22 protein-coding genes are annotated in these 25199 nt (G+C 67.4%); 7 read left to right on the top strand and 15 right to left on the bottom strand.

The window, feature by feature from the left end:
* Window positions 1–266: 266 nt before the first annotated feature.
* The 4 genes from AC3WOB_RS19035 to AC3WOB_RS19050 all read left to right on the top strand — a co-directional run bounded on the left by AC3WOB_RS19035 (window position 267) and on the right by AC3WOB_RS19050 (window position 6340).
* Window positions 267–2354: a primosomal protein N' gene (locus AC3WOB_RS19035; protein ID WP_492275869.1), complete on the top strand. Its 2088-nt coding sequence runs from the start codon at window positions 267–269 to the stop codon at window positions 2352–2354.
* A gap of 208 nt (window positions 2355–2562) precedes the next feature.
* On the top strand, window positions 2563–4626 hold the full coding sequence (locus AC3WOB_RS19040; protein WP_492275957.1) for a UvrD-helicase domain-containing protein: 2064 nt from the start codon (window positions 2563–2565) through the stop codon (window positions 4624–4626).
* A 102-nt stretch (window positions 4627–4728) separates the two neighbouring features.
* Window positions 4729–5583: a class II glutamine amidotransferase gene (locus AC3WOB_RS19045; protein WP_013391139.1), complete on the top strand. Its 855-nt coding sequence runs from the start codon at window positions 4729–4731 to the stop codon at window positions 5581–5583.
* Window positions 5584–5719: 136 nt separating this feature from the next.
* Window positions 5720–6340, top strand: a complete 621-nt coding sequence (locus AC3WOB_RS19050) for a hypothetical protein (RefSeq protein ID WP_013391140.1) — start codon at window positions 5720–5722, stop codon at window positions 6338–6340.
* Window positions 6341–6365: 25 nt separating this feature from the next.
* On the opposite strand, the gene dapD is transcribed toward AC3WOB_RS19050, so the two are convergent.
* The 10 genes from dapD to AC3WOB_RS19100 all read right to left on the bottom strand — a co-directional run bounded on the left by dapD (window position 6366) and on the right by AC3WOB_RS19100 (window position 17115).
* Window positions 6366–7349, bottom strand: coding sequence for a 2,3,4,5-tetrahydropyridine-2,6-dicarboxylate N-succinyltransferase (gene dapD / locus AC3WOB_RS19055; RefSeq protein ID WP_492275870.1), 984 nt, complete (start codon window positions 7347–7349; stop codon window positions 6366–6368).
* 80 nt (window positions 7350–7429) lie between these two features.
* The gene (locus tag AC3WOB_RS19060) at window positions 7430–8419 is read right to left on the bottom strand and encodes an autotransporter outer membrane beta-barrel domain-containing protein (RefSeq protein ID WP_492275871.1); all 990 of its coding nucleotides are present in this window, start codon (window positions 8417–8419) and stop codon (window positions 7430–7432) included.
* A gap of 7 nt (window positions 8420–8426) precedes the next feature.
* Window positions 8427–9557 carry a M20 family metallopeptidase gene (locus AC3WOB_RS19065; protein WP_013391143.1) on the bottom strand — a complete coding sequence of 377 codons (1131 nt, stop codon included), beginning with the start codon at window positions 9555–9557 and terminating at the stop codon, window positions 8427–8429.
* Window positions 9558–9596: 39 nt separating this feature from the next.
* A complete protein-coding gene (locus AC3WOB_RS19070) occupies window positions 9597–10502 on the bottom strand; it encodes a prolyl oligopeptidase family serine peptidase (protein WP_013391144.1) in 906 nt (301 codons plus the stop codon).
* Window positions 10502–11512 carry an ABC transporter ATP-binding protein gene (locus AC3WOB_RS19075; RefSeq protein ID WP_013391145.1) on the bottom strand — a complete coding sequence of 337 codons (1011 nt, stop codon included), beginning with the start codon at window positions 11510–11512 and terminating at the stop codon, window positions 10502–10504. Before AC3WOB_RS19075 ends, AC3WOB_RS19070 begins: the two co-directional genes overlap by 1 nt.
* A complete protein-coding gene (locus AC3WOB_RS19080; RefSeq protein WP_492275872.1) occupies window positions 11509–12492 on the bottom strand; it encodes an ABC transporter ATP-binding protein in 984 nt (327 codons plus the stop codon). Before AC3WOB_RS19080 ends, AC3WOB_RS19075 begins: the two co-directional genes overlap by 4 nt.
* Entirely contained in the window at window positions 12489–13409 is a 921-nt protein-coding gene (locus AC3WOB_RS19085; RefSeq protein WP_207468781.1) for an ABC transporter permease, read from the bottom strand. Before AC3WOB_RS19085 ends, AC3WOB_RS19080 begins: the two co-directional genes overlap by 4 nt.
* A 6-nt stretch (window positions 13410–13415) precedes the next feature.
* Complete coding sequence (locus AC3WOB_RS19090) at window positions 13416–14393, bottom strand: ABC transporter permease (RefSeq protein WP_013391148.1); 978 nt, start codon at window positions 14391–14393, stop codon at window positions 13416–13418.
* Window positions 14394–14442: 49 nt separating this feature from the next.
* Window positions 14443–16074 (bottom strand): ABC transporter substrate-binding protein, encoded by a 1632-nt coding sequence (locus tag AC3WOB_RS19095; protein WP_492275873.1) that lies wholly within the window; start codon window positions 16072–16074, stop codon window positions 14443–14445.
* Window positions 16075–16143: 69 nt separating this feature from the next.
* On the bottom strand, window positions 16144–17115 hold the full coding sequence (locus AC3WOB_RS19100) for a M14 family metallopeptidase (protein ID WP_492275874.1): 972 nt from the start codon (window positions 17113–17115) through the stop codon (window positions 16144–16146).
* A gap of 283 nt (window positions 17116–17398) precedes the next feature.
* Here AC3WOB_RS19100 and AC3WOB_RS19105 point away from each other — a divergent pair, with 283 nt between their 5' ends.
* Window positions 17399–18313: a LysR family transcriptional regulator gene (locus AC3WOB_RS19105; protein ID WP_013391151.1), complete on the top strand. Its 915-nt coding sequence runs from the start codon at window positions 17399–17401 to the stop codon at window positions 18311–18313.
* 138 nt (window positions 18314–18451) lie between these two features.
* Here the strand turns inward: AC3WOB_RS19105 and AC3WOB_RS19110 are convergent, their stop codons facing one another.
* The 3 genes from AC3WOB_RS19110 to AC3WOB_RS19120 form a co-directional block, all read right to left on the bottom strand.
* Window positions 18452–20065 (bottom strand): ABC transporter substrate-binding protein, encoded by a 1614-nt coding sequence (locus AC3WOB_RS19110; protein WP_013391152.1) that lies wholly within the window; start codon window positions 20063–20065, stop codon window positions 18452–18454.
* Between the two features lie 386 nt (window positions 20066–20451).
* On the bottom strand, window positions 20452–20685 hold the full coding sequence (locus tag AC3WOB_RS19115; protein WP_013391153.1) for a hypothetical protein: 234 nt from the start codon (window positions 20683–20685) through the stop codon (window positions 20452–20454).
* Window positions 20686–20805: 120 nt separating this feature from the next.
* Window positions 20806–21666 carry an NAD(P)H-hydrate dehydratase gene (locus AC3WOB_RS19120; protein WP_492275875.1) on the bottom strand — a complete coding sequence of 287 codons (861 nt, stop codon included), beginning with the start codon at window positions 21664–21666 and terminating at the stop codon, window positions 20806–20808.
* Window positions 21667–21779: 113 nt separating this feature from the next.
* Between AC3WOB_RS19120 and AC3WOB_RS19125 the strand changes: the two genes are divergently transcribed.
* Window positions 21780–22613 (top strand): enoyl-CoA hydratase/isomerase family protein, encoded by an 834-nt coding sequence (locus AC3WOB_RS19125; RefSeq protein ID WP_013391155.1) that lies wholly within the window; start codon window positions 21780–21782, stop codon window positions 22611–22613.
* 46 nt (window positions 22614–22659) lie between these two features.
* Here AC3WOB_RS19125 and AC3WOB_RS19130 read toward each other — a convergent pair whose 3' ends face one another.
* Both AC3WOB_RS19130 and AC3WOB_RS19135 read right to left on the bottom strand, forming a co-directional pair.
* Window positions 22660–23400 carry an enoyl-CoA hydratase-related protein gene (locus AC3WOB_RS19130; protein ID WP_492275876.1) on the bottom strand — a complete coding sequence of 247 codons (741 nt, stop codon included), beginning with the start codon at window positions 23398–23400 and terminating at the stop codon, window positions 22660–22662.
* Window positions 23397–24368 (bottom strand): NAD(P)H-dependent flavin oxidoreductase, encoded by a 972-nt coding sequence (locus tag AC3WOB_RS19135; RefSeq protein ID WP_041652108.1) that lies wholly within the window; start codon window positions 24366–24368, stop codon window positions 23397–23399. The genes AC3WOB_RS19130 and AC3WOB_RS19135 overlap by 4 nt, the downstream gene beginning before the upstream one ends.
* A gap of 181 nt (window positions 24369–24549) precedes the next feature.
* Here AC3WOB_RS19135 and AC3WOB_RS19140 point away from each other — a divergent pair, with 181 nt between their 5' ends.
* Window positions 24550–25173: a TetR/AcrR family transcriptional regulator gene (locus AC3WOB_RS19140; RefSeq protein ID WP_492275877.1), complete on the top strand. Its 624-nt coding sequence runs from the start codon at window positions 24550–24552 to the stop codon at window positions 25171–25173.
* Window positions 25174–25199 lie beyond the last annotated feature (26 nt).

Genomic DNA, 25199 nt, shown 5'->3' on the forward strand with positions numbered 1-25199 from the left:
GGCCCCCGGGGACACTTGTGCACAGCAAGATTGCTCTCGGGGAAAACCCTTTAGATGCTAGTTTACAATCTGGGAAGCCATCATAAGTTATTGTTTTAAATAATGAATTGATGGTTTTCAAGAAGATTTCGCAAGTTTGCGCAATCTTATCAAATTCCAATTTTCGATGTTGCTCCAGCCTTTTCCCCAAAGTTATCCACAGGCCGGGAACGGAGCACGCCGCCATCATCCGGGATCATCCTTCTACATGCACCGTCCTAGCCTCCATGTCTGAAGCGCAGCCAAATACGACCCCCGCGGTCTGCTGGGTGCGCGTGGCGCTGGACGTGCCCTTGCCCGGCCCGTTCGACTACCGCAGCGAGGCGCCGGTGACGGTCGGCCTGCGGGTCATCGTGCCGTTCGGCCGCCGCAAGCTGATCGGCGTGGTGGTGGAAAACCCGGCGGAACCGTCCTTCGACCCCAAGCAGATCCGGCCGATCGAAGAGGTGCTGGACGACTTGCCGCCGTTCGATGAGGACTGGCTGCGCCTGGCCCGGTTTGCTGCGGACTACTATCAGCGGCCACTGGGCGAGGTGATGCTGCCGACCTTGCCGCCGCCGCTGCGCAAGCCCACGGCCTATCAGGGCAAGCGCTCGGCCGGCGGACCGGTGGCGCGGCTGGACGGACGCAAGCGCAAGGCTGCGCGCACGCCGGCCCAGGCCGATCAGCCGCCGGGACTCAATGACGCCCAACGCGAGGCGGTGGACACCATAGGCGCGCTGAACGGGTTCAAGCCCGTGCTGCTGCACGGTGTGACGGGCAGCGGCAAGACCGAGGTCTACCTGCGGGCGGCCGAGAAGGTCCTGGCGGCAGGACGCCAAGTACTGCTGATGGTGCCCGAAATCAATCTGACGCCGCAGCTGGAAAGCGCGCTGCGCGCGCGTCTGGAGGCGCTGGTCGGGCCGGATGGCCTGGCGGTGATGCATAGCGGCCTGTCCGATGGCGAACGCCTGCAGGCCTGGGCCCGCGCCCAGCGCGGCGAGGCGCGCATGTTGCTGGGCACGCGCATGTCGGTGTTCGCGCCGCTGGGCCAGTTGGGCCTGATCGTGGTGGACGAGGAGCACGACGCGTCCTACAAGCAGCAGGACGGCCTGCGCTATTCGGCGCGCGATCTGGCGGTGTGGCGCGCCCATGACCTGGGCATCCCGGTGGTGCTGGGATCGGCCACGCCGTCGCTGGAGACCTGGCAGCATGCCGAGCGCGGCCGCTACCTGCGCCTGACCCTGCCGGGCCGGGCGCGCGCCAGCAGTCTGCCGTCGATGCGGCTGGTGGACACGCGCCGCCTGCAACTGAAGCATGGCATGTCGCCGCAGCTGCTGGACGCCCTTGCGCAGCGGCTGGAGCGCAAGGAGCAGTCACTCATCTTCCTGAACCGGCGCGGCTATTCGCCGGTGCTGCATTGCCAGTCCTGCGCCTGGGTCAGCAATTGCCCGCGTTGCACCGCGTTCACCGTGCTGCATCGCACCGATGGCCGTGGCCACCGGCTGCAATGCCATCACTGCGGCTATCAGGCCCCGGTGCCGCGCGCTTGTCCCGAATGCGGCGACCAGGACTTGGCGCCCATGGGGCGCGGCACGCAGCGCGTCGAAGAACACCTGGCGGAATTGTTTCCCGAAGCCCGCATCCTGCGCATCGACGCCGACAGCACGCGTAAGAAGGGCAGCGCCGAGGCGCTGTTTGCCTCGGTGCACGCGGGCGAGGTGGACATCCTGGTGGGCACGCAGATGGTGGCCAAGGGCCATGATTTCGCCCGCCTTGGACTGGTGGGCGTGCTGAATGCGGACTCGATGCTGTTCGCGCACGACTTCCGCGCGCCGGAGCGCCTGTTCGCGCAGCTGATGCAGGTGGCGGGCCGGGCCGGCCGCCACCAGGGCAACGGCGAGGTGCTGATACAGACCGGCTACCCCGAGCAGCCGGTCTATCAGGCGCTGCTGCGGCACGATTACGCGGGCTTCGCCCGCCATGCTCTGCACGAGCGCGAAAGCACCGGCTTGCCGCCTTTCGTCTACCAGGCGCTCCTGACCGCCGAGGCGCGCGAACTGAAGGTGGCCCAGGAGTTCCTGGAGCGGGCGCGAAGCTTGCCGGAAGGGGAGTGGGCGGCCGACTTTCCGGGCCTGGACGCCATCATGCTGTACGACCCGGTGCCGTTGCGGGTGGTGCGCGTCGCCAACATCGAGCGCGCCCAGCTGTTGGCGGAAAGCAGCAGCCGCCCGGCTTTGCAGGCCTTCCTGGCGTCCTGGTCGCACCACCTGCCGTACCTCGCCAATGAGGCGCGCGTGCGCTGGCAGCTGGAAGTCGATCCGCTGGAAATCTGATCGCTTGCGGTAAGGGCCGATGCACCGCCGATCCGATTGTTCTATGATCTTTCTCCTCTATCGCGCCGGCGCGGCAGGCCCGCTGCGGCGGCCGCGCCCGTCCCCTTTTTCTCGCGTATCACCGGCCCGCTGACGGGCGGCCGCAAGCCCCGTGCTTGCCGGCAGCATCTTCAATGCGGCCGCCGCGATGCATGATCACCTGACTCAAATGTCCGCCAGCGAACCTATAGCCCAAGGCATGAACCCCGCTCAACGCGAAGCGGTGCTGTACCTGGACGGCCCCTGCCTGGTGCTGGCCGGCGCCGGCAGCGGCAAGACCCGCGTGATCACGCAGAAGATCGCGTACCTGCTGCGCGAGTGCGGCTACATGGGCCGCAACGTGGTGGCGCTGACCTTCACCAACAAGGCCGCGCGCGAGATGGACGAGCGCGTCAAGACCTTGGTGGACCGCAAGCTGTCCAAAGGCTTGATCATCAGCACTTTCCATTCGCTGGGCGTGAAGATGCTGCGCGAGGAAGCGCGCAACGCGGGCCTGAAGCCGACCTTCTCCATCCTGGACGCCGACGATGCCATGGCCATCATCCAGGAACTGCTGAACACCACCGACAAGGGCCGGCTGCGCCACGTGCAGGGCATCATCTCGCTGTGGAAGAACGGGCTGATGGAGCCGGACGACGCCGCGCGCGAGGCCATCACGCCGGCGGACGTGGAAGCGGCCAACGTCTACCGCAGCTATGCGGCCACGCTGGCCGCCTACCAGGCGGTGGACTTCGACGACCTGATCCGCATCCCGGCGCTGCTGCTGGCCAACAATGAAGAAGTACGCACGCGCTGGCAGAACCGCGTGCGCTACCTGCTGGTGGACGAATACCAGGACACCAACGTCTGTCAGTACCGTCTGGTGCAGTTGCTGACGGGCTCGCGCGCCATGTTCACGGCGGTGGGCGACGACGACCAGGCAATCTACGCCTGGCGCGGCGCCACCATCGAAAACCTGGCCAAGCTGACCACCGACTACCCCAGCATCAAGCTGATCAAGCTGGAGCAGAACTACCGTTCGGTGCAGCGCATCCTGGCGGCGGCGAACCAGGTGATCGAAAAGAATCCCAAGCTGTTCGACAAGAAGCTGTGGTCCGACCTGGGCGTGGGCGAACCCATCCTGGTGTCGGCCATGGACGGCGAGGAACAGGAGGCGGAATCCATCGCCATGAAGGTGTCGGCCTCGCGCTTCGAGCGCCAGGCGCAATGGAAGGACTTCGCCATCCTGTACCGCAGCAACCATCAGTCGCGCATCCTGGAGCAGGCGCTGCGCAACCTGAAGATTCCGTACACGATCTCGGGCGGCCAGAGCTTTTTCGACAAGACCGAAGTGCGCGACGTGCTGGCCTATCTGCGCATCCTGGCCAATGACGAAGACGATCCGGCCTTCATCCGCGCGGCCACCACGCCCAAGCGCGGCATCGGCCAGGCCACCTTGCAGACGCTGGGGCAGTACGCCGCCAGCCGCGAGCTGTCCCTGCTGGCGGCTGTCGCCGAGACCGGCCTGGAAAGCCAGCTGGCGCCGCGCCAGCTGGAGCCGCTGCGCACCTTCACCGAGTTCATCCGCCGCATGCAGTGGCGCGCCGGTCGCGGCGCGGCCTCGGGCAAGGACGCCGCGCCCGCCGAACCCGCGGGCGTGCTGCTGGACGATCTGCTGGAGGCCATCCAGTACGAGCGCTATCTGTACGAGCTGTTCGAGGAACGGCCCGCGCAGACGCGCTGGCAGAACGTGCTGGAGCTGACGGGCTGGCTCAAGCGCAAGGCCGAAGAGGACAACATGACGCTCTTCGACCTGGTGCAGCACGTGGCGCTGGTCACCATGCTGGAGCGCGGCGAGGAAGAAGAACCCGACGCGGTGAAGATGTCCACGCTGCACGCGTCCAAGGGCCTGGAGTATCCGCACGTATACCTGGCGGGCGTGGAAGAAGGCCTGCTGCCTCATCTGGGCAAGGACGACGAAGTCGGCGATCCGGCGCGCGCGGCCGAGAACCTGGCCTCGCGCATCCAGGAGGAACGCAGGCTGATGTACGTGGGCATCACGCGCGCGCAGCGCAGCCTGAACCTGAGCTGGTGCAAGCGCCGGCGCCGGGCGCGCGAGGACCTGGTGCGCGAGCCTTCGCGCTTCATCGAGGAAATGGGCCTGGGCGACGTGCGCGTGCAGGAAGACGAGGCCACCGCCGCGATGAATCCCAAAGAACGCATGGCCATGCTCAAGGCGCTGCTGAAGAAATAGGGGCGGGGCAGCGGCTTGTGAAAAGCCGCGGGCTGCTCCTACACTGGACTGCGCCCGTCCCGCGGTCCGGGGCGGCAACCCCGCGGATCGAAGGAGCGCGCCATGTGTCGCTGGCTGGCTTATACCGGTAGTCCAATACAGATGGAGAGCGTGCTGTTCAAGGCCAAGCACTCTCTGATCGACCAGAGCCTGCACTCGCGTCTGGGCGCCACCACTACCAATGGCGATGGCTTCGGCCTGGGCTGGTACAGCCGCCAGCGCGAAGGCCAACCGCTGGAGCCGCCATTCCGCTACCGCAGCGTCCATCCGGCCTGGAACGACCGCAATCTGCGAGAAGCGGCGCGCGCGATCCACGCGCCGCTGTTCGTGGCGCATATCCGCGCCGCCACCGACACGCCCGCCCAGGAAACCAACTGCCATCCGTTCCGTCACGGCCAATGGCTGTTCGTCCACAACGGCGTCATCCGCGACTATCCGCTGCTCCGGCGCGACCTGATGCTGATGATCGCGCCTGCGTACTTCGGCTCGCTGGAAGGGTCGACGGATTCCGAGGTGATGTTCCTGCTGGCGCTCAGCTTCGGCCTGGACGAAGATCCGCTGACGGCGCTGGCCCGCATGGTGGGCGCGGTGGAAGAGACGGGCAGGCGGCATGGCGTGGCGCAGCCCATCAACATGACGGTCTGCGCGCTGGACGGCCAGCGCCTGATCGCGGTGCGCTATTCCAGCGAGGCGGACTCGCGCACGCTGTTCCACAACACCTGCGTGCGCCATTTGCGCCAGCTGTATCCCGACAACCCGCAGATCGCGGCGCTGGACGATGACGCCTTCCTGCTGTTGTCGGAACCCTTGACCGAAATGCCCGGCGCCTGGGAGGAAGTGCCCGAATCCACCGCCATCATCGCGGGCGGCGGCACGGTGGCGCACTATCGGTTCGCGCCGGTGCCGCCGGGGGCGTGACTACAGCCGGGCAGGCCGGAATACCTGGAAAACGGGGTCATCAAGCACGTATCTCCTATATAAGGGAGAATACGGATCGCATGACTTTGCGACGTCCTGGGCCGCGAAAGCACCCTAATTCCAATAAGGAAGTTGCATGACCGATAGCAAAACCCCGCAAGCCTCTGTCGCGCTGGCGGTGTTTAACCACACGGGGAGCACCCCGGATTGTTTTGAACTGCACGAGCACGGCGTTGTCTGCCGGCAAGGCGACGTGCGCATCTACACCGCCTTCGCGGACATCCAGGACCTGTTCCTGTTCGCCTCCGGGCCGGACGACGGCCCTGGCCCGATCAATCATTTTGCCTACCGCACCGGTTCGGCGCAGCCTTGGACTCTGGTGCCCGCCGAGGTCGGCGAATTCAACAAGCTGATGGACGCGTTCCGCGCGCGCTACGTGGCGCAGCGCCTGCCCGTGCTGGAAGAGAAGATCGCGGACGGCGCGCGAGTCGCGTTCCGCTACGTCCAGAGCGGCAATTTCCCGGACCTGCAGACGCAGGAGCTGGCTTTGTCGGCCGAGGGCCTGCATATCGGCGGCGCTACATGGCCGTACGAATCGCTCAAGCGCATCGACCTGAACCAATGGACCGAGACGATCAGCCTGCAGGACGAAAACGGCGAGACCGTGTTTTCGTGCCTGGCCGCAGACGTGCTGAGTTCGGACCTGTTCGTGAACTTGGTCTACGACCAATTGGGCCGGACGGCGGAATACGCCTGAGCAGGGCCGCTTGCGCGGCGCCCGGTCAATGCCCCGTGTGCAGATCGGGGTTCAGGGTGCCCCAGGCGGCGGTGCGCACCAGGCACTCCACGGCGCCGGTCTGCGAGTTGCGGCGGAACAGCAGGCCTTGCTGGCCCGCCAGCGAAGTGGCCTTGACCACTGCGCCTTCGGGGGTCAGCACGCGCGTGCCGGCGGTGATGTAGCAGCCGGCCTCCACCACGCAGTCGTCGCCCAGCGAAATGCCTATGCCCGAGTTGGCGCCCAGCAGGCAGCGCTTGCCGATGGACACCACCTGCTTGCCGCCGCCTGACATGGTGCCCATGATGGACGCGCCGCCACCGATATCGCTGCCGTCATCGACGATGACGCCCGCGCTGATGCGGCCTTCGACCATGGACGCGCCCAGCGTGCCGGCGTTGAAATTGCAGAAACCTTCATGCAGCACCGTGGTGCCGGGCGACAGATGCGCGCCCAGCCGCACGCGCGCGGTGTCGGCGATGCGCACGCCGGCGGGCATCACGTAATCGGTCATGCGGGGGATCTTGTCCACGCCGCGGATCTCCAGGATCTGCCCCGATGCGCGCAAGTGCCAGCGCAGCGAGTCCACCTGGTCTACCGCGCAGGGCCCGGCCGAGGTCCAGGCGACGTTGGCCAGCACATTGAACAGGCCATCGAGATTGGTGTCGTGCGGACGGATCAGCCGGTGGCTGAGCAGGTGCAGGCGCAGGTAGGCGTCGTGCGCGTCGACCGGCGGTTCGTCGAGCGACGCGATCGCGGTGCGTACCGCGACGATGTCCACCTTGCGGCGGGTGTCGCGGATCAGGGCGGTGGGCACGTGTTCGCCCAGCGCGGCGCGGGCTTCCTCGGGCGACAGGTGGCGGGTGCCGGTGGCCGGCGAGTTGTCGGCCAGCGAGGGGCGCGGATACCAGGTGTCCAGGATGGCGCCGTCGGCGGCCAGCGTGGCGACGCCATAGGCGATGGCGCTGAGGGGCGTGGGGGAATCGGCCATGATGAAAGAGAAAATGCGCGGTCTGAGTGCGTAATTCTAAGACGAAAGGGACGGATGGCGGGGGCGCCGGGCCGCAGTTTTCAGAGACTGCCGAAGGCCCAGCGCAAGCTCAGCGAGCCCGTGTGTTCGCGGTTGCCGCCGCCATACTGGCCGCCGTAGGCCAGGCCGATGACGGCCGAGCGCGACACGGCGACTTCCAGGCCCAGGCCCGCCAGCGCCGCGGACTGGGCGATGGGCGCGCCGGCCACGGTCAGCACGCTGCCGCCGTCCAGGACCAGGGTCGTTTCCGGCTGCACGTCGCCGAAGGCCCGGCGCCAGCCCAGCGTCGCATGCAGCCGACCCATGGTGGGGCCGAGCGCGAAGCCGGTCTGGCCGCGCAGGCCCAGTGTGGTCGTGGTTTGCCGGATGCGTCCCGCGTCGGCCGAGAGCGCGGTGGAACCGCCCGACTCGCTGAAGCTGCGGGTGCGCACGTTGCGCACGGCCACGCCTGCGAATGGCTCAAGGGTGGCGCCTGGCGACAGCGCCAGCTCGTAGCCGAGTTCCGAGAAGACCTGTGCGGTGTAGGCGCTGAAGTCGGCGGTCAGTGTCTGGCGGGGAATCCCGGGCATCTCGAAATGCCGGCGGGTGTCGATGTCGTGCCAGGAGTAGGAAGCGGCCGCCAGCAGGTTCAGCTTGCCGGGGCCGGCGCTGAACGACTTCTTGCCGTAGGCCCCCGCGGTATAGCTGTAGACGTCCAGCCGGGCGTCGGCTGCGTCGATGTTGACTCGGCTGCGGGTGGCGCCCAGCGCGCCGCCCAGCCGCCAGCCGGCGCCCGCTTCGAACTCGCCGCCGCCGTACACGCCGGTGGTGCGCTGCTTGATGCGGGCCACATTGGCGCCGCCCTCCAGCATCTGCCAATTGTCGACGGCGACGAGCCAGCCCGGCTGGGCCGGCGCGGGACTGGCCGGCCGGTCGGCCAGCAAGTCGCGGGTCTGTCCGGCGTGCGCGTGCGCCGCGCCCGCCGCAAACACGGCATGCGCGGCGAACGCCCGCGCCAGCAACTGCCGGCGGACGGCTATCGGTGGCGGCAAGGGCTGCTTACGCCAGTTCTTTCAGCAGCAGTTCCCAGAATTTCATGCGCTGTTCCAGCGTCGAAATCAGGATGTGCTCGTTCAAGGTGTGCGCGCCGTCGCCATCGGCGCCCAGGCCGTCCAGCGTGGGGATGCCCATGGCGGACGTGAAGTTGGCGTCGCTGCCACCGCCCGTCATGGGTGCGTCTTCCAGCAGGAAGCCGGCGCGTTCGGCGTAGCCCTGCACCAGCGCCAGCAGGTCGGCGGCGGCTTCGGTCTTCACCATCGGCGGGCGGTTCAGTTCCACGTCGATGTCCAGTTCGACGTCCGGACCCACGGCGCACAGCTCGCGCATGCGGCGCAGCACGTCTTCGGCGGCGCCCATGTCGGGCACGCGGAAGTCGACCACGCAGCGGCACAGCGCCGGCACGGTGTTGGTCACGGTGCCGCCGGCGATGGTGCCGACGCTGACGGTGATGCCGCGGTCATAGTCGGTCATGGCTTCCAGCGCCAGCACCTGGTGGGCCATTTCGCGGATGGCGCTGCGGCCCTTCTCGTGCTGCATGCCGGCGTGGGCTGGGCGGCCCTTGACGTTCAGGTTCAGCATGCCGGTGCCCTTGCGCGCCGTGACGCACTTGCCGCCATTGGGGCGGGCCGGTTCGCAGACCAGCGCGTACTTGGCGTTGGCGGCGAAGCGTTCGATGTGCGTACGCGAGGCGTGGCTGCCGGTTTCTTCGTCGGGCACCACCAGGAAGTCCACCGGTAGCTGGGTCGCGCCGGGGCGCGCCAGGCCGGACAGGGCTGACAGCGCCAGGTAGATGCCGGCCTTCATGTCATAGCCGCCCGGGCCGTAGAGACGGTCGCCTTCGATGCGTACGGGGTTTTCGAGCAGCGTGCCTACCGGATGCACCGTGTCCATGTGCGCCAGGATCAGGATGCCGGGGCGCGTGTCGCCGGGGGCGCGGTTGGTCGCGTACAGCAGCGGACCCGTGGTCGGGCCCAGCGACGACAGCTCGACCGTCAGGCCGGCGGCGGCGGCGTAGTCGGCGATGATGCGCGCCATGGCGGCAATGCCTTCGGGAAAGTTGGAAGGCGATTCGCATTGCAGCCAGCTCTTGATGCCGGCGACGATCTGTTCAGTGCTCTGGGTGTTGGACATGGCGGTAACGGATATCTGCAGCGAAGAAAATGGGAGCGTTCAGGCGACCTGCTGGCCGGCCAGGCGGGCCAGCTCGGCGTCGTCGGGCATCTTGCCGTCGAACCAGAGGCTGGCGCACACGGCGGACATGGCGCGGCCGTCATGGCCGATGCCGGGCACGACTTGCAGCGTCCAGCCGAACGGCACGCCGCGGCGCTCCGCTTCCTTGCGGCCGAACTCGAAGTAGTTCTGGGCGCGCGCAAAACGGTGCGGACCCTGGCGCATGGCGGCGGGCTCGGACGGCAGGTTGGGATCGTCGGTGGCGATGTCCTGGTCGCCTGCCAGGATGGTCATCGGGTAGGCCAGCAGCTTCACCAGGTGCTCTTCCGTCAAGCCGACGCCGTCCATGCCTTCGGGGAAGGGATGGTCGAAGGTCGGCAGCGTGTACCAGCCCGGGTTGCCCGCGGCCACGGCCTTGAAGGGCGCGTGCGACTGGCTGCTCATCAGGCGGTGCACGAACTGGCCGCCCGCGGAATGGCCGAACAGGTAGATATTCTGGCCGTCGGTGATTTCACCGGCGATCAGGTCCTTGATGACGTTGCCCACCAGCGCGTAGGTCCAGCCGTCGATATGGCGCGGATTGCCGCCGGCCGAGAACACTCGGCCGTTGTTGTAGCTTTCCACGCCGGGCCAGATCTCGTTGGAGAAGGTCAGCGCCACGATCAGCAGCTTGTGCTTGTCGGCGGCTTCCACCCAGAAATCGCGGTACTCGTCGCCATTGCGCAGCACGCCGTGCTGCACGATGACCACCGGGCGGTCCGGCGTGTAGCCGTAGGGGCGGTAGGTCTGCAGCTTGAAGGGACGGTCGGAATTGCGGTCCTCGTCCACATACAGGATGGCGTTGCGGCCGGCATGGCCGAGCTCGATGGCGATGCGGTCGACGTTGGACATCTCGGAGGGTTTCATCAGGCGTTCGCCTCATTCAGGTGGCAGGCCGACCAGTGGCCCGCGGAGATTTCTTTCAGGACCGGCGCCTGCTCGCGGCAGCGCGGCATGGCGTGGGGGCAGCGGGGATTGAAGGTACAGCCCGGCGGCGGATTCAGCGGCGACGGGATCTCGCCTTTGATCGGCGTGAACTTGCGGCCGCGGCGGCCCACGTCCGGCACTTCGGCCATCAGGGCCTGGGTGTAGGGATGGTTGGCGCGCGCGAAGATCTCGGCCGACGTGGAGATTTCCACGATCTTGCCCAGGTACATGATCGCCACGCGGTCCGAGATGTGCTTGACCACGCCCAGGTCGTGGCTGATGAACAGGTAGGTGAAGCCGTGCTGTTCGCGCAGGTCCATGAACAGGTTGATCACCTGCGCCTGGATCGACACGTCCAGCGCGGCCACGGGCTCGTCGCAGACCAGGAATTTCGGCGCCACCATCAGCGCGCGGGCGATGCCGATGCGCTGGCGCTGGCCGCCCGAGATCTGGTGCGGGAAGCGGTCGCGGTATTCAGGGTCCAGGCCGACTTCCTTGAGCGCCTGGTCGATGCGCGCGGGAATCTGCGCGGCGGGCGCCAGCTTGTGGACCTTGAGCGATTCGCCCAGGATCTGGCGCAGGCGCTGGCGCGGGTTCAGCGAGGCTTGCGGATCCTGGAAAATCATCTGCACGCCCAGCGTATAGGCCAGCTTGTCGGCGCCACGCAGGCGGCGGGCTTCCTGGCCCTGGTACAGCAGCTGGCCTTCGGTCTGGCCGTGCAGGCCGGCGACGACGCGGCCCAGCGTCGACTTGCCGCAGCCGGACTCGCCGACCAGGCCGACGACTTCGCCGCGCTTGATGGACAGGTCCACGCCGTTGACCGCATACACGGTGCGGCGGTCGATGGGACGGCCGGTCAGGGCCAGGATGCGCTGGGCCAGGTCGGGCCGCTGCTCGAAGCGCTTGTGGACGTTCTTGAGCTCGATGACGGGAGTATCGGCTTGGCTCATACCGGCTGGGCCTCGCGGGTAATCGGCACGTAGCAGCGGTAGTTGCGCGCGCCTTCGGTGGTGACGGTGGGGGCTTGCTCGGTGCAGCGCGTGACCGCGCTGGTACAGCGCGGGCGGAACGGACAGCCCGAGGGACGGCCGGCCAGGCTGGGCGCCATGCCGTTGATCTGGTGCAGGCGCGCGCCGGGCTGAGTGGCGCCGGGCATGGAGTCCAGCAAGCCCTTGGTGTAGGGGTGGCGGGGCGCGTCCAGCACCTGCTCGACCGGACCGCTTTCGACGATGCGGCCGGCGTACATCACGGCCACGCGGTCGGCCAGTTCGGCCACCACGCCCAGGTCGTGGGTGATCCAGATCAGCGCCGTGTTGTGCTCGCGGCAGATCTCCTGCATGCGATAGAGGATCTGCCCCTGGATGGTGACGTCCAGCGCCGTGGTCGGCTCGTCGCAGATGATCAGGTCGGGCTTGTTCAGCATGGCGATCGCGATCGCCACGCGCTGGCGCATGCCGCCCGAAAATTCGTGCGGGTAGCTCTTCAGGCGCTTTTCGGGCGAAGGAATGCCGACCATGGCCAGCGCCTCGCGGCAGCGCTCTTCGGCTGCGGCGCGCGGCACGTCTTCGTGGGTCAGGATGGCTTCCATCATCTGCTCGCCGATGCGCAGCACCGGATTGAGCGTCATCAGGGGATCCTGGAAGATCATGGCGATGCGGTTGCCGCGCAACTGGCGCATCTGCTCTTCGCTCAGCTTGCGCAGGTCCGTGCCCTTGAACTTCACTTCGCCGTCCACCACTTCTCCGGGCGGATCGATCAGGCCCAGCAGCGAGAAGCCGGTGACGGATTTGCCGGAGCCCGATTCGCCGACCAGGCCGACGATCTCGCCGCGGCGCACGGTCAGGTCGACGCCGTCGACCGCCAGCCAGGCGCCGGCTTCGGTATGGAATGCGGTGCGCAGGCCGCGCACGTCTAAGAGTATTTCGCTCATGCTCGTCGCGGGTCCAGGCTTTCGCGCAGGCGGTCGCCCACGATATTAATAGAGAGGATCAGCACCAACAGTGCGATGCCCGGGAACAGGCTGATCCAGTAGTCGCCCGACAGCAGGTACTGGAAGCCGTTGGAAATCAGCAGGCCCAGCGAGGGTTCGGTAATGGGCACGCCCACACCCAGGAACGACAGCGTGGCTTCCAGGGCGATTGCGGTCGCGATCTGGATGGTGGCGAACACCATGACGGGGCCCAGGCAGTTGGGCAGCAGATGGAACAGCATGATGCGCCAGGCCGGGTAGCCCAGGTTGGCGGCGGCTTCCACGTATTCTTTGCGGCGTTCCTGCAGGGCGCGGCTGCGCATGATGCGCGCGTAGTGGCCCCACTGCACCAGCACCAAAGCCAGGATCACCTTGTCGACCCCGCGCCCCAGCACCACCAGCAGCACCAGCGCCACCAGGATGGTCGGAAAGCCCAGGATGAAGTCGACGATGCGCATCAGCACCGTGTCGACCACGCCGCCGACATAGGCGGCCACCAGGCCGATGGCGCCGCCCACGGCGGTGGCCAGCACCACGGCGGACAAGCCCACCATCAGGCTGATGCGCAGGCCATACAGGATGGCGCTGAGCATGTCGCGGCCCTGGTCGTCGGTGCCCAGCCAGGCGATGCTGCCGTCCATCAACGCCTGGCGCGGCGCCAGGCGGCCGTCCATCAGCGAAAGGTTGGCGAGGTCGTAAGGGTTCTGCGGCGCGAAGTAGGGCGCGAAGACCACCAGCACGATCAGGATGGCCAGTGCGATCACGGAGCCGCGCAGCGTCGGGCGCGCGTGCAGTTTCTTCAGGATGGAGGCGCGCTGCGGCGTCTCAGCCAGGGGCTGGACGGTGCGGGTGCGGCCGGAATTGGGAGTTTGAGCCATGGCGGATTATTGAGCGGGAGTCACGAGCTGCACGCGCGGGTCGAGCGTGGCGTACAGGATGTCCACAACCAGGTTGATGATCACGAAGATCAGGGTGACCAGCATCACGTAGGCCACCACCACCGGGCGGTCCAGCTGGTAGACGCTGTCGATCAGCAGCTTGCCCATGCCGGGCCAGGCGAACACGGTTTCGGTGATGGTGGAGTAGGCGATGAGGGTGCCGAATTCCATGCCGATCACGGTGACCACGGGGATCAGGATGTTGCGCAGGATGTGGCGGCGCACGATGCGGCCGGGCTTGACGCCCTTGGCGCGCGCGAACTTCACGTAGTCCTGGCTGCGGGCTTCGACCACGCCGGAGGCGGTCAGGCGCAGCACCAGGGCGATGTTGGCCAGCGCCAGGTTGATGGCCGGCATGATCAGGTGCGACCAGCCGTCGGCCGTGAGGATCGATAGGGGCACGCCCAACACCGTGACCGTATCGCCGCGGCCGGTGGCGGGCAGCCAGCCCAGCCATACCGCGAACAGCAGGATCAGCATCATGCCTTGCCAGAAGTTCGGCAGCGAAAAGCCCAGCACCGAGGACGCCATGATGCCGCGGCCCAGCGGCTGGTCGCGGTACAGGCCCGCGATCAGCCCCAGCGGAATGCCGAACACACAGGTCAGCATGATGGCCACGACCACCAGTTCGAACGTGGCGGGGATGCGCTGCACGATCAGTTCGATGGCTGGGATGCCGTGCACGAAGGAGGTGCCCAGATCGCCGTGCAGCGCGCGCCACAGGAATCCTGTGTATTGCTGCCATACCGGCAGGTCCAGGCCCAGGCGGGCGATCATCGCCTCGCGCGCGGCCTGGCTGGCTTCGGGGCTGACCAGCAGTTCGATCGGATCGCCCACGGCATAGACCGCGAAGAAGACCACGACCGATACGGCCAGCAGCACGAACAGACTCTGTATCAGTCTGCGTAGGATGAACAAGGCCACGAGATGATTTCCTTGGTGGGCTCAGGGTTTGCGGGCGCCGCGTAGGGGCTTACTTGGCGGGCTTGGCCGACATGGCCAGGGTGTACTGGTCGGCGCGGCCTTCGTAGGTCAGTCCCTTGCGGAACGCCCAGATGCTGCTTTCGAAATGCAGGGGAATGCTGGGCAGGTCGGCCAACGCCAGCGTCAGCGATTCCTGCAGCAGTTTTTCGCGCGTGGCCGGGTCCACGGTGACCAGCGCGCGCTTGAACACGCGGTCGAACTCAGGGTTGTCATAGCCGCCGTAGTTGCTGGTGCCCAGGCCGTGTTCCTTGTCGAACGCGCTGACCCAGTATTGCAGGAACGACGAGGCCTCGCCGGTTTCCGAGGACCAGCCGCCCATGGCGAAGCTGAACTCGCGCTTGGCGCGCTTGGGGAAGTAGACCGAGCGCGTCATGGTGTCGACCGTGGTCTTGATGCCCACGCGCGACAGGTATTGCGCCACCGCCTGCGAGATCTGCGCGTCGTTGATGTAGCGGTCGTTGGTGGACGAGACCACCAGCTCGAAGCCGTCCGGGTAGCCGGCCTCGGCCAGCAGCTTCTTGGCGGCGGCCGGGTCGTACTTGAGTTCGGGCGGGTTGGGCAGGGTGCCGAACATGCCGTCCGGCAGGAACTGGTTGGCCGGGGTGGCCGCGCCGTCCATGATGCGGGCGGCGATGGTCTTGCGGTCGATGGCCAGCGACATGGCGCGGCGCACGCGTGCGTCCTGCAGCGGGTTCTTGCCGTCCGCCGCCTTGACGCCGGGGCTGGGGCTGCGCGCCACGTCGGGCTGGAAGTACACCACGCGCACCGAGGGCGTGATGACGTGGCCGAAGCCCGGCGTTTCCGAGATGCGCTTCACGTCGCGCGCGGCGGGATTCTCGATCAGGTCGAAGTCGCCGGCCAGGAGGCCGGTCAGGCGCGGGCCGGCGGCCGGCACCGGCACCAGCTTCACGTCCTTCCAGGCCGGCTTGGCGCCCCAGTAGGCGTCATTGCGCGTCAGTTCGATGGCGGTGCCCTTGACGTAGCTCTTCAGGGTGTAAGCGCCAGTGCCGATCACCGAGCGGCCGGTATTGAAGTCGGCCACGGTGGGCCAGGCGCCGGTGACGCCGCACTTGTTCTTCAGGTCGAAGCTGATCGGGCCGTGCTCGGCGATGCCGTTCCACAGCATGCCCATGCGGGTCAGGTCGTTGGGCAGCAGCGGATAGGGCTGGCGCGTCTTGATCACCAGGGTGTTGCCGCCGCGCACCTGCACGTCGGCGAACTTCTGCACGATGGCCGGGTACGAGCTGCTGATGGACTGCTCGTTGTTGACCACGCGGCAGAACGTGAACAGCACGTCCTGCGCCGTGAAAGGCTGGCCGTTGGAGAACTTGACGCCGTCGCGCAGCGTGAATTCCCAGGTCGTGTCGTCCACCGGCTTCCAGGCCGTGGCCAGACGCGGGATCAGGTTCATCTTCGCGTCCTGCCCCACCAGCGTCTCGAACATGTGCGAGGTCATCGCGTCGTTCGGCGTGGCCTGGTGGTAGTGCGGATCCATGGACGTCGGCTCGGACGACAGGCCGATCTTCAGGGTGCCGGCGGCATCCTGCGCGATGGCCGCGGTGGTACAGGCGGCCATGGCGAAGGCCGTGAGCATGCTGCGGGTGAGCGTCTGGGCAGACATGGATTTTGTCCCTTTGTTGTATTGGTCTTGTGGTGCTGGGTGGCGTCCTTGGCGGGCCGCCGCGAGTCTTCAGGCGATGGGCTGCGCCAGCCGGACGACGGTCACGCCGGGCCGCAGATTGGCCGTGGACGGCATGATCAGCACGCAATCGTCATAGGGCGTGACGACGGGCTCGCCTTCCGACCAGCCGATCAGGGTGCCGGCCGCGGCCAGCGTTTCCAGGCCCTTCCAGGGTTGGGCGAAGCGGAAATCGGCGCTCTTGGCGGCGACCGCATGCGTCACGCGCAGTGCGCGCTGTGCTGGCGCCGCAGGGGCGAACCAGTCCGCCGGCAGATCGCCGCGGTCCACGGCGCCCGCTTCCAGCAGGAAGCGGGCCATCTGGTCGACGGCCACGCCGCGCGCCTCGGGGGCGCCATGGAAGCCGCATTCGATCAGCAGGGAACGGGTGCCGTTGTCGCCGGCTTCGCCAAAGCGGCCGTAATCGCGCATGCGCACGCCCGCGGCGTGGCCGGCATCGGCGATGATGGTGGCGGGATTGCCCAGTGCCAGCGCCAGGTCGATATTGCGCTGCTCCATGCCGGTCAGCTGCAGCGGCACGTCGGAATTGCTCATCGAATGGAAGTCCAGCAGCCAGTCGGCCTGCTCGACCCAGGGCCGCAGCTCGGCGGCGCGGCGTCGCTCCTGGCTGATGGGCACGGCGAGCTTATCGTCGCTCCAGACGCGGTTCATGTCTTCGTCGACGAAGCGCGCGGGCGCGTAATTGGCTGGGTCGAAGCGGTCGAACGCGGCCAGATTGCAGAAGGCCAGCGTCAGCGCGCCCCGGCGCGGCCGCAGGCCCGCCGCCAGCGCGTCCTTCAAAGCCCAGGCGCCGCAAAGTTCATTGCCGTGGATCAGCGCGCTCAGCATGACATGCTTGCCCGGCACGCCCGAATCGAAATGCCAGACCCCCGGGGTGTCCGTATTGCCGGCCCGCTCCGCCGACAAGTTCGGACAGGCAAGTAGAAATGGGCGCGGAATGGACGCGGGGGCGGACGTAGGCATGGGAACTCCGATGAAGCGACGGGATTGTATAGGCGATGGCGCTGGGGGGGGCGGCTAGCGGCCGGAATGAGCGGGCGCCGCGGCGCGGAGGGCGCTGAAATGGGCTGCTAGCACGGGTTTTCCCTTATATATGGGGCGCATCAGACGCACGCCGCCTTCGAGTATTGGGCGAATTCTAGGAGCTTGGCTGCTTTCTCTACAATTAGAATATTTATCTCGAGCTTTGCAGAAAAGGCAAAGCTTGTTCCTCATTCCCATTCCTTGAGAACCGCCCAGGGCTGACATGCATGGCATCGCGCTGAAGTACTTTCTGGAAGTTGCCCAGGCGGGCAGCTTGAGCGGCGCGTCCGAGCGCCTGCATGTGGCGGTGTCGGCCATCAGCCGGCAGATCGCCAAGCTGGAGGAGGAGGCGGGGGCGCCGCTGTTCGAGCGCGCCGCGCGCGGCATGGTGCTGAGCGAAGCGGGCCAGCTGCTGCTGGCGCATGCCCGCCGCACCATGCTGGAAGCCGATTCCGTGCTGCAGGAGATCGCGGCCATCAAGGGCACCGCGCGCAACGAGATCCGGGTGGCGTCCGTCGAAGGCGTGGCGCGGATCTTCCTGCCCTCGGTGATGGCGCGCTTCCGGCGCGATTGGCCCAACATCCGCTTCGACCTCTATGTGGGGTCGCCGGCCGAAGTCAGCCGCCGCGTGGCCGAAGGCAGCGTGGAACTGGGCATGGTCTTCATCGCCGAGCGCATCGGCGGGGTCAGCCCGCGCTATTCGCGCCGCGCGCCGGTGCATGCGGTGATGGCGGCCGACCATCCGCTGGCGGGCCGCGCCAGCGTCAGCCTGCAGGATCTCAGCCAGTATCCGCTGGCCTTGACCGGGCCGGGCACCACCACGCGGCAGCTCTTCGAAATGGGCTGCGCGCTGGAATCGGTGCAGCTGGAGCCGGCGCTGACCTGCAATGATTCCTCGCCGCTGCATGGCTTTGTCTTCGGGTCGGACGCCATCATGCTCAGCGGCTACATCTCGGTGGCCTGGAGCCTGCGGCGCGACGAACTGGTCGCCGTGCCGATTTCCAATGCCGAGCTGCAATCGCGCACCCTGCAGATCCAGGTCATGCCCGGGCGGGTGCTGCCGCCCGCGGCGGAAGCCTTCGTTGAACTGCTGGCGCGGGAACTGGACGATGCGCTGCAGGGCAGGCCGGCGGCATAGCCTGGCAAGAACGAAAAGACCCTCAGGCCGCGGACGCCATGCGTGCTTGCTGCCTCCCAAGAGGCTCTTGCCTTGGATCGGTCGGGCAAAAAAAACGGCTGCCCTAAGGCAGCCGTTTGTTCATTCAGGCGAACCTGATTATTGCTTTTCGGGCGTGACCGAGGTGGCCAGCGTGTACTGGTCGCGGCGGCCTTCGTAGGTGATGCCCTTGCGGAAGGCCCAGATGCTGCTTTCGAAGTGCAGCGGGATCAGCGGCACGTTGTCGAGCGCGATCTGGGTGGATTCCTGCAGCAGCTTCTCGCGCTTGGGCGCGTCGACGGTCACGATGGCCTGCTTGTAGACCTTGTCGAAGTCGGCGTTGCTGAAGCCGCCGTAGTTGCTGGTGCCCAGGCTGTTGGGGGAATCCAGGGAAGCCACCCACAGCTGGAACAGCGCCGAGGCTTCACCCGTTTCCGCCGGCCAGCCGCCCATCGAGAAGCTGAACTCGCGCTTGGCGCGCTTGGGGAAGTAGATGGAGGCCGTCATCGCGTCCACATTGGTCTTGATGCCGACGCGGGCCAGGTACTGGGCCACGGCTTGCGCCACCTGGCCGTCGTTGACGTAGCGGTCGTTGGTGGACGACAGCGTCAGTTCAAAGCCGTTCGGGTAGCCGGCCTCGGCCAACAGCTTCTTGGCGCCTTCCGGGTCGTACTTGATTTCCGGGGCCTTGGGCAGGGCGCCGAACATGCCGTCGGGCATGTACTGGAAGGCCGGGGTGGCCATGCCGTCCATGATGCGGGCGGTGATGGTCTTGCGGTCGATGGCCATCGAAATCGCCTTGCGCACGCGCAGGTCCTGCAGCGGGTTCTTGCCGTCGGCGCTCTTGACGAAGGGGCTGGGGTTGCGGCCCACGTCCGGCTGGAAGAACACCAGGCGGGTCGACGGGGTGGCGACGAAACCGAACTTGGGGTTGTCCTTCAGGCGCGGCAGGTCGCGGGCGGCCGGGTTTTCGATCATGTCGAAGTCGCCGGACAGCAGGCCGGTCAGGCGCGGGCCGGCGGACGGCACCGGCACGAACTTCACTTCCTTCCAGTAGGGCTTGGGACCCCAGTAGTTCTCATTGCGGACCAGCTCGATGCCGGTGCCCTTGACGTAGGACTTCAGGGTGTACGGGCCGGTGCCGATGGCATCCTTGCCGTTGTTGAAGTCGGCCACCGTGGGCCAGGCGCCGGTCACGCCGCAACCCTTCTTGGGGTCGAACGTGAGCTTGCCGTGCTCGACGATGCCGTTCCAGACGATGGGCAGCGAACGCGCCAGTTCGGCGGGCATCAGGGGGAAGGGCTCGCCGGTCTTGATGATGACGGTGTGCGCGTCCGGCGTCTGCACGTCGGTGATGCGCTTGGTCATGTCCATGTAGGACTGCGACACGTTGGTTTCGTTGTTCAGCGTGCGGCAGATGGTGAACAGCACGTCTTCGGACGTGAACGGCTTGCCGTTGGAGAACTTGACGTCGTCGCGCAGCTTGAATTCCCAGGTCTGGTCGTCCAGCGTCTTCCAGGAGGTGGCCAGGGCGGGCACCAGCTTCATGTCGGCGCTACGGCCCACCAGCGAACTGTAGACGTGCGCGGAGAACGCGTCGTTCTGCGTCATCTTGTGATAGTGGGGATCCGCCGAGGTGGGTTCGGCCGACAGGCCGATCTTCAGCGTCTGGGCTTGGGCGGCGGCCAAGGGGATGGCGGCGGCCGCAAGGGCCAGGGTAGTGCGCAACTTCATGGTGACAACTCCGGATGGGAAACGAACCGGATCGCGCCTGCGTGTAAACCGGCCTGCGCCAGCCGCGCGGGCGGCGTCGCCTGGAAGGGGCTCAGGGGGTTTTGGCGCCGGGCACGACGGCAAGGGGCCGATTATCGGTAGGGGCTTCGCGCACTGTCAATGCGCAATGGCAAGCGCGGCGCTAGGGAAAACGCGGAGAGGGAGGGGGAAAGAGCGCGCCGCGCTGCCTCGTCTGGAGGCCTGCGCGGCGCGATGGCGCCCGGGTGAGGGGCTGGGCGCCGAAGAACCGCCGCAAGGGGCGCCGGGAAACCGGCGGGCGTTGCGGCGGGGTCGCGCCAGGCTGAATCGCGGGAGATCGATCGCGATTCAGGCCGGCGCGGCAGGGCTTACCACTGCGAACCGGAGAAGCGCGAGCTGGCGGCGCGGGCCTTGTTCATCGATTCGTTCACTTCGTCGATGAAGGAGAACACGGCGGCAACAGCTGCCACTACGGCCTGGCCGGCTTTCTTCAGGCCGGTCAGCGGGTGGGAATTCGGTTGGTTCTCGAGGGCGCCGCGGAGCAGATCGCGCTCCAGCGCATCGGTCAGGCGGGCAGTGTGGTTCAGGGTCAGTTCGCTCATGGTTTGCTCCAGTCCGTTTCGTCTTGGTGTAAACCATTATAGGGATAACCCTATGCTCTATGCAACGCTATTTTTAGGGTAAACCCCTATATGTTGTAAAAATGTTTATTTCCCAGGGACTTAGCCGCGATTGCGCAGGGCGCGGGCGGCGTCAGCCAGCTCTCCGGCGGTCAGTCCGATGGGGCCGACCCCCTGGGCCACCAGGGCGTCGGCCGCCGCGCCGTGCAGCCACACGGCTCCGGCTACGGCTTGTTCCAGAGGCAACTTCTGGGCGATCAGGGCGCCCAGCATGCCCGCCAATACGTCCCCGGTTCCAGCGGTGGCAAGCCCCGGATTGCCGCTGGTGTTGACCTTCAGCCCGCCGTCCGGCGAGCAGACGACGGTGCCGGCGCCCTTCAACACGATCCAGGCCCGGTAGCGCTGTGCCAGTGTCCAGGCGGCGCCGGGGCGGTCGGCCTGCACCTCGGCCGCGCTGATGCCCAGCAGGCGGCCGGCCTCGGCCGGGTGCGGCGTCAGCACCACGGGACCGTCGCCCCAATTGGGCTGGATGTCGCCGCGCGCCAGCAGATTCAGTCCATCCGCGTCCAGCACCAGCGGCGCGCCGCGCCGCAGCACGAACAATTCGGACAGCGCGTTGGCGGCCAGGGCGCCCGTTCCTATGCCGCATCCCGCCACCCAGGCGGTGACGCCCCAGTCCTCTTCCAGCAGCGAGCGGGCATCGCGCAGCATCAGTTCGGGCTGCAGCGGATCGCAGGCGAGCGGCGCGGCCTCCTGGGAGAAGCCGACCAGCACTTTGCCCGCGCCGGTCTTCAGAGCGGCGCGCGCGGCCAGCAGGGCTGCGCCCGTCATGCCGGGGCCGCCGCCCACCACGCCCACCGTGCCGAAACTGCCCTTGTGGGTGTCCTGGCCGCGCGGCGCGAACAGGGCAGGCAGGGCGGCGCGGTCGATGGTGCCGCCGGTGGACGGGGCGCTAGTGTTCATGGGCTGAGGCTCCTGGGGAAATCGGCATGGCGCGATGGCGCGTATCTACTATAGTGCGCCCAAACCGGCCGGCATCCGGCCCGGCCCCCAGACAAGACGACGTGGAGACAAACATGAGCGACATCACGCTGGAACACTATTCCGCCTATGAGTCCCTGAAGCTGCGCCGGCACCCCGGCGGGGTGCTGGAGGTGATCATGGGCGCCAAGGGCGGCAAGCCGGGCAAGCTGTCCACCGCCGATGACCGCATGCACCGCGAGCTGGCCGACATCTGGCGCGACATCGACACCGACCCCGACACCCGGGTGGTGGTGATCCGCGGCGAAGGCAAGGGCTTTTCCGGTGGCGGCGACCTGGACCTGGTGCAGCAGATGGCGGATGACTTCGACGTGCGCACCCGCGTCTGGCGCGAAGCCCGCGACCTGGTCTACAACATCATCAATTGCAACAAGCCCATCGTGTCCGCCATGCACGGCGCGGCCGTGGGCGCGGGCCTGGTGGCGGGCTTGCTGGCCGACATCTCCATCGCGGCGCGCGACGCGCGCATCATCGACGGCCATACCCGCCTGGGCGTGACGGCCGGCGACCATGCCGCCATCGTCTGGCCGCTGCTTTGCGGCATGGCGCGCGCCAAGTACTACCTGATGCTGTGCGAAACCGTGACCGGCGAAGAAGCTGAGCGCATCGGCCTGGTGTCGTTGTGCGTGGACGAGGCCGAACTGATCGGCCGCGCCTTCGAAGTCGCCAACAAGCTGGCCGCGGGTTCGCAGACCGCCATCCGCTGGACCAAGTATTCGCTGAACAATTGGCTGCGCATGGCGGGTCCCAGCTTCGATACCTCGCTGGCGCTGGAATTCATGGGCTTTGGCGGCCCGGACGTGCGCGAAGGGATCCAGTCCCTGCGCGAACGCCGCGCGCCGAACTTCCGGCCGGATTCGCCGTTCTGAGGTTGCGGATGGCGCGCGCCGGGGCAAGGCGCGCCATCCAGCTTCCCTACTTCTTGAAGAACTTCGCGAAGGCCGCCTGCGCCTCTTCGGATTGCAGGCGGATACGGAACTGCTGGGCTTCATAGTCCAGCGTGTCCTGGATCGCCTGGCGGTCCGGCCGGCGCAGCATGGCCTTGGTCAGGCGCAGGGCCGCCGGCGGCTGGCGCGCCAGATCGGCGGCGGTGGCTTGCGCGGCGGCCAGCGCCTGGCCCTTGGGCGCGACCGAAGTCGCCAGCCCGGCGTCGCAGGCGTCCTGCGCCGTGAACGCCTTGCCCTGCAGCAGCCATTCAGCGGCGCGGCGGGTGCCGGCCAAGCGCGGCATCAGCAGGCTGGACGCGCCCTCTGGACACAGGCCCAGCGCCACGAACGGCATGCGCAAGGTGGCGCCTTCGCCGATATGGACGAAGTCGCAGTGCTGCAGCAGCGTCACGCCGATGCCGACTGCGTAGCCCTCGACCGCGGCGATGACCGGCACGTCCGCCATGGTCAGCGCGCGCAGGAACGTCAGGCCGGCGCTGTCGCCCGCGCCGCGCTCCGCCTGGAAGTCGCGCAAGTCGTTGCCGGCCGTGAAGTGCTCGCCCGCGCCGGTCAGGATCACTGCCGCCAGCGCCGTGTCGGCCGAGGCCAGTGCAATCTGTTCGGTCAGCGCCGCATAGGTGGCGGTATCCAGCGCGTTGCGGCGGTCCGGACGATTGATGGTCAGCGTCAGCACCGCACCGTCGCGGTTGACTTGCAGCCCGCCGCTCATGCGCCGAACCCCTTGGCCAGGCGGCTCTTGGCGTCCGCGTACTCGCTGCGCAGCGTGTCCACGATCTGGCGCGTGGGCAGCACGCTGGCGATGCCGCCCACGCCCTGGCCCGCGCCCCAGATGTCCTTCCAGGGCTTGACCCGGCCGGAGCCGAAATTGGACGCGCCGCTGTCGGGCTGCGGCAGGTTGGCCGGGTCCAGCCCGGCGGCGGCGATGCTGGCCTTCAGGTAGTTGCCGGGGATGCCGGTGAAGAACGGGGTGTACAGGATGTCCGAGGCGCTGGCGTCGACGATGGCGGATTTGTAGCCCTCGCTGGCGTTGGCTTCCTCGCTGGCGATGAAGCGCGTGCCCATGTAGGCGAAGTCCGCGCCCATGGCCTGCGCGGCCAGGACGTGTGCGCCCGAGGTGATTGCGCCCGACAGGATCAGCGGGCCGTCATAGAAGCGGCGCACTTCGGACACCAGCGCGAAGGGGCTGAGCGTGCCCGCGTGGCCGCCGGCGCCGGCGCACACCAGGATAAGACCGTCCACGCCGGCTTCCAGCGCCTTTTCGGCGTGGCGGATCGTGGTCACGTCATGGAATACCTTGCCGCCCCAGTCATGCACGCCTTTGACCAGGTCGCCGGGCGCGCGCAGGCTGGTAATGATGAGCGGCACGCGGTGGCTGGCGCACACGGCCAGGTCTTGCTCCAGGCGGTCGTTGGACTGATGGATGATCTGGTTGACCGCGAACGGCGCCACGGTCGCGCCGGGATTGGCTTCGCGGTGCGAGGCCAGGCCAGCCTGGACCTCGTCCAGCCAGTCGCTCAGCAGGCTCTGCGGGCGCGCGTTCAGCGCCGGGAACGAACCCACGATGCCGCTGGTGCATTGCGCCACCACCAGCTTGGGATTGGACACGATGAACATGGGGGCGCAGATGACCGGCAGGGACATCTGGCCGTACAAATCAGTCACGAGAGAGTGGGGCATGGCGTCGTCGCGGAAAAAAGGTCAAAAGAGGGCTTGAGCATCGTAGTCGGGTGTGCCTATAATTACCTACCGACCGTCCGGTAATTAATTAATCCTTATTAAACGGCATGCGCCGAAGCGCTGTCAATGGAGGTTCGCAAGAGCCTCCGGCAGCGCCGGCGCGGCCCTTCCAAAGGCAGCCATGGCGACCTCCGCCCCTCCCACCCAGAAACGCGCCCGCGCCGGCCGCCCGCCCACCGTGGCGGCGCCGCGCGAACGGATCCTGGAAGAAGCCGCCAAGCTCTTCGCCCGCAGCGGCTACGACGGCAGCTCGGTGTCGGACCTGGCTGGAGCACTCGGCGTTTCCAAGGCGGCCATCTACCACTACTACACCACCAAGCAGGACATCTACGACGCCATCATCCTGGCCGTGCTGAGCGGACTGACCCAGTCCGTCGCCCAGGACGTGGCGCGGGCCGAGAGCGCTACCGCCCGGCTGCGCGCCTTCATGGTGAGCCACGCGCGCTACTTCGAGCAGCACCACGCCGAATTCGTCACCATGCTGATCGGCTATTCCGGCATGGCCTTGACCGAACGCGAAGACGCCGCCCGGCTGCGCGACGGCTACGAGAAGCGCCTGCGCGAGCTGATCGCGCAGGGCGTCGCCGCCGGCGAGTTCCGCGCGCTGGACGTGGCCGCGGCCGGCCGCGCCGTGCTGTCCATGCTGAATTGGATGGTGCGCTGGTACAAGCCCGGCCAGGGCGACAGCGCCGAAGCCATCGCCGCCGGCTATTTCGATCTACTGGTCGGAGGCATGCGCGCCTGAGGCGCGGCTGTCCCCGGCTTGCCCCG

It is taken from the genome of Achromobacter sp. FW305-C-30-7 (assembly GCF_058783105.1).

Bases quoted from the DNA above. Each gene is read 5' to 3' on its own strand.
- AC3WOB_RS19035 (WP_492275869.1), top strand. From the start codon at position 267: ATGTCTGAAGCGCAGCCAAATACGACCCCCGCGGTCTGCTGGGTGCGC.
- AC3WOB_RS19040 (WP_492275957.1), top strand. From the start codon at position 2,563: ATGTCCGCCAGCGAACCTATAGCCCAAGGCATGAACCCCGCTCAACGC.
- AC3WOB_RS19045 (WP_013391139.1), top strand. From the start codon at position 4,729: ATGTGTCGCTGGCTGGCTTATACCGGTAGTCCAATACAGATGGAGAGC.
- AC3WOB_RS19050 (WP_013391140.1), top strand. From the start codon at position 5,720: ATGACCGATAGCAAAACCCCGCAAGCCTCTGTCGCGCTGGCGGTGTTT.
- dapD (WP_492275870.1), bottom strand. From the start codon at position 7,349: ATGGCCGATTCCCCCACGCCCCTCAGCGCCATCGCCTATGGCGTCGCC.
- AC3WOB_RS19065 (WP_013391143.1), bottom strand. From the start codon at position 9,557: ATGTCCAACACCCAGAGCACTGAACAGATCGTCGCCGGCATCAAGAGC.
- AC3WOB_RS19070 (WP_013391144.1), bottom strand. From the start codon at position 10,502: ATGAAACCCTCCGAGATGTCCAACGTCGACCGCATCGCCATCGAGCTC.
- AC3WOB_RS19075 (WP_013391145.1), bottom strand. From the start codon at position 11,512: ATGAGCCAAGCCGATACTCCCGTCATCGAGCTCAAGAACGTCCACAAG.
- AC3WOB_RS19080 (WP_492275872.1), bottom strand. From the start codon at position 12,492: ATGAGCGAAATACTCTTAGACGTGCGCGGCCTGCGCACCGCATTCCAT.
- AC3WOB_RS19085 (WP_207468781.1), bottom strand. From the start codon at position 13,409: ATGGCTCAAACTCCCAATTCCGGCCGCACCCGCACCGTCCAGCCCCTG.
- AC3WOB_RS19095 (WP_492275873.1), bottom strand. From the start codon at position 16,074: ATGTCTGCCCAGACGCTCACCCGCAGCATGCTCACGGCCTTCGCCATG.
- AC3WOB_RS19100 (WP_492275874.1), bottom strand. From the start codon at position 17,115: ATGCCTACGTCCGCCCCCGCGTCCATTCCGCGCCCATTTCTACTTGCC.
- AC3WOB_RS19105 (WP_013391151.1), top strand. From the start codon at position 17,399: ATGCATGGCATCGCGCTGAAGTACTTTCTGGAAGTTGCCCAGGCGGGC.
- AC3WOB_RS19110 (WP_013391152.1), bottom strand. From the start codon at position 20,065: ATGAAGTTGCGCACTACCCTGGCCCTTGCGGCCGCCGCCATCCCCTTG.
- AC3WOB_RS19115 (WP_013391153.1), bottom strand. From the start codon at position 20,685: ATGAGCGAACTGACCCTGAACCACACTGCCCGCCTGACCGATGCGCTG.
- AC3WOB_RS19120 (WP_492275875.1), bottom strand. From the start codon at position 21,666: ATGAACACTAGCGCCCCGTCCACCGGCGGCACCATCGACCGCGCCGCC.
- AC3WOB_RS19125 (WP_013391155.1), top strand. From the start codon at position 21,780: ATGAGCGACATCACGCTGGAACACTATTCCGCCTATGAGTCCCTGAAG.
- AC3WOB_RS19130 (WP_492275876.1), bottom strand. From the start codon at position 23,400: ATGAGCGGCGGGCTGCAAGTCAACCGCGACGGTGCGGTGCTGACGCTG.
- AC3WOB_RS19135 (WP_041652108.1), bottom strand. From the start codon at position 24,368: ATGCCCCACTCTCTCGTGACTGATTTGTACGGCCAGATGTCCCTGCCG.
- AC3WOB_RS19140 (WP_492275877.1), top strand. From the start codon at position 24,550: ATGGCGACCTCCGCCCCTCCCACCCAGAAACGCGCCCGCGCCGGCCGC.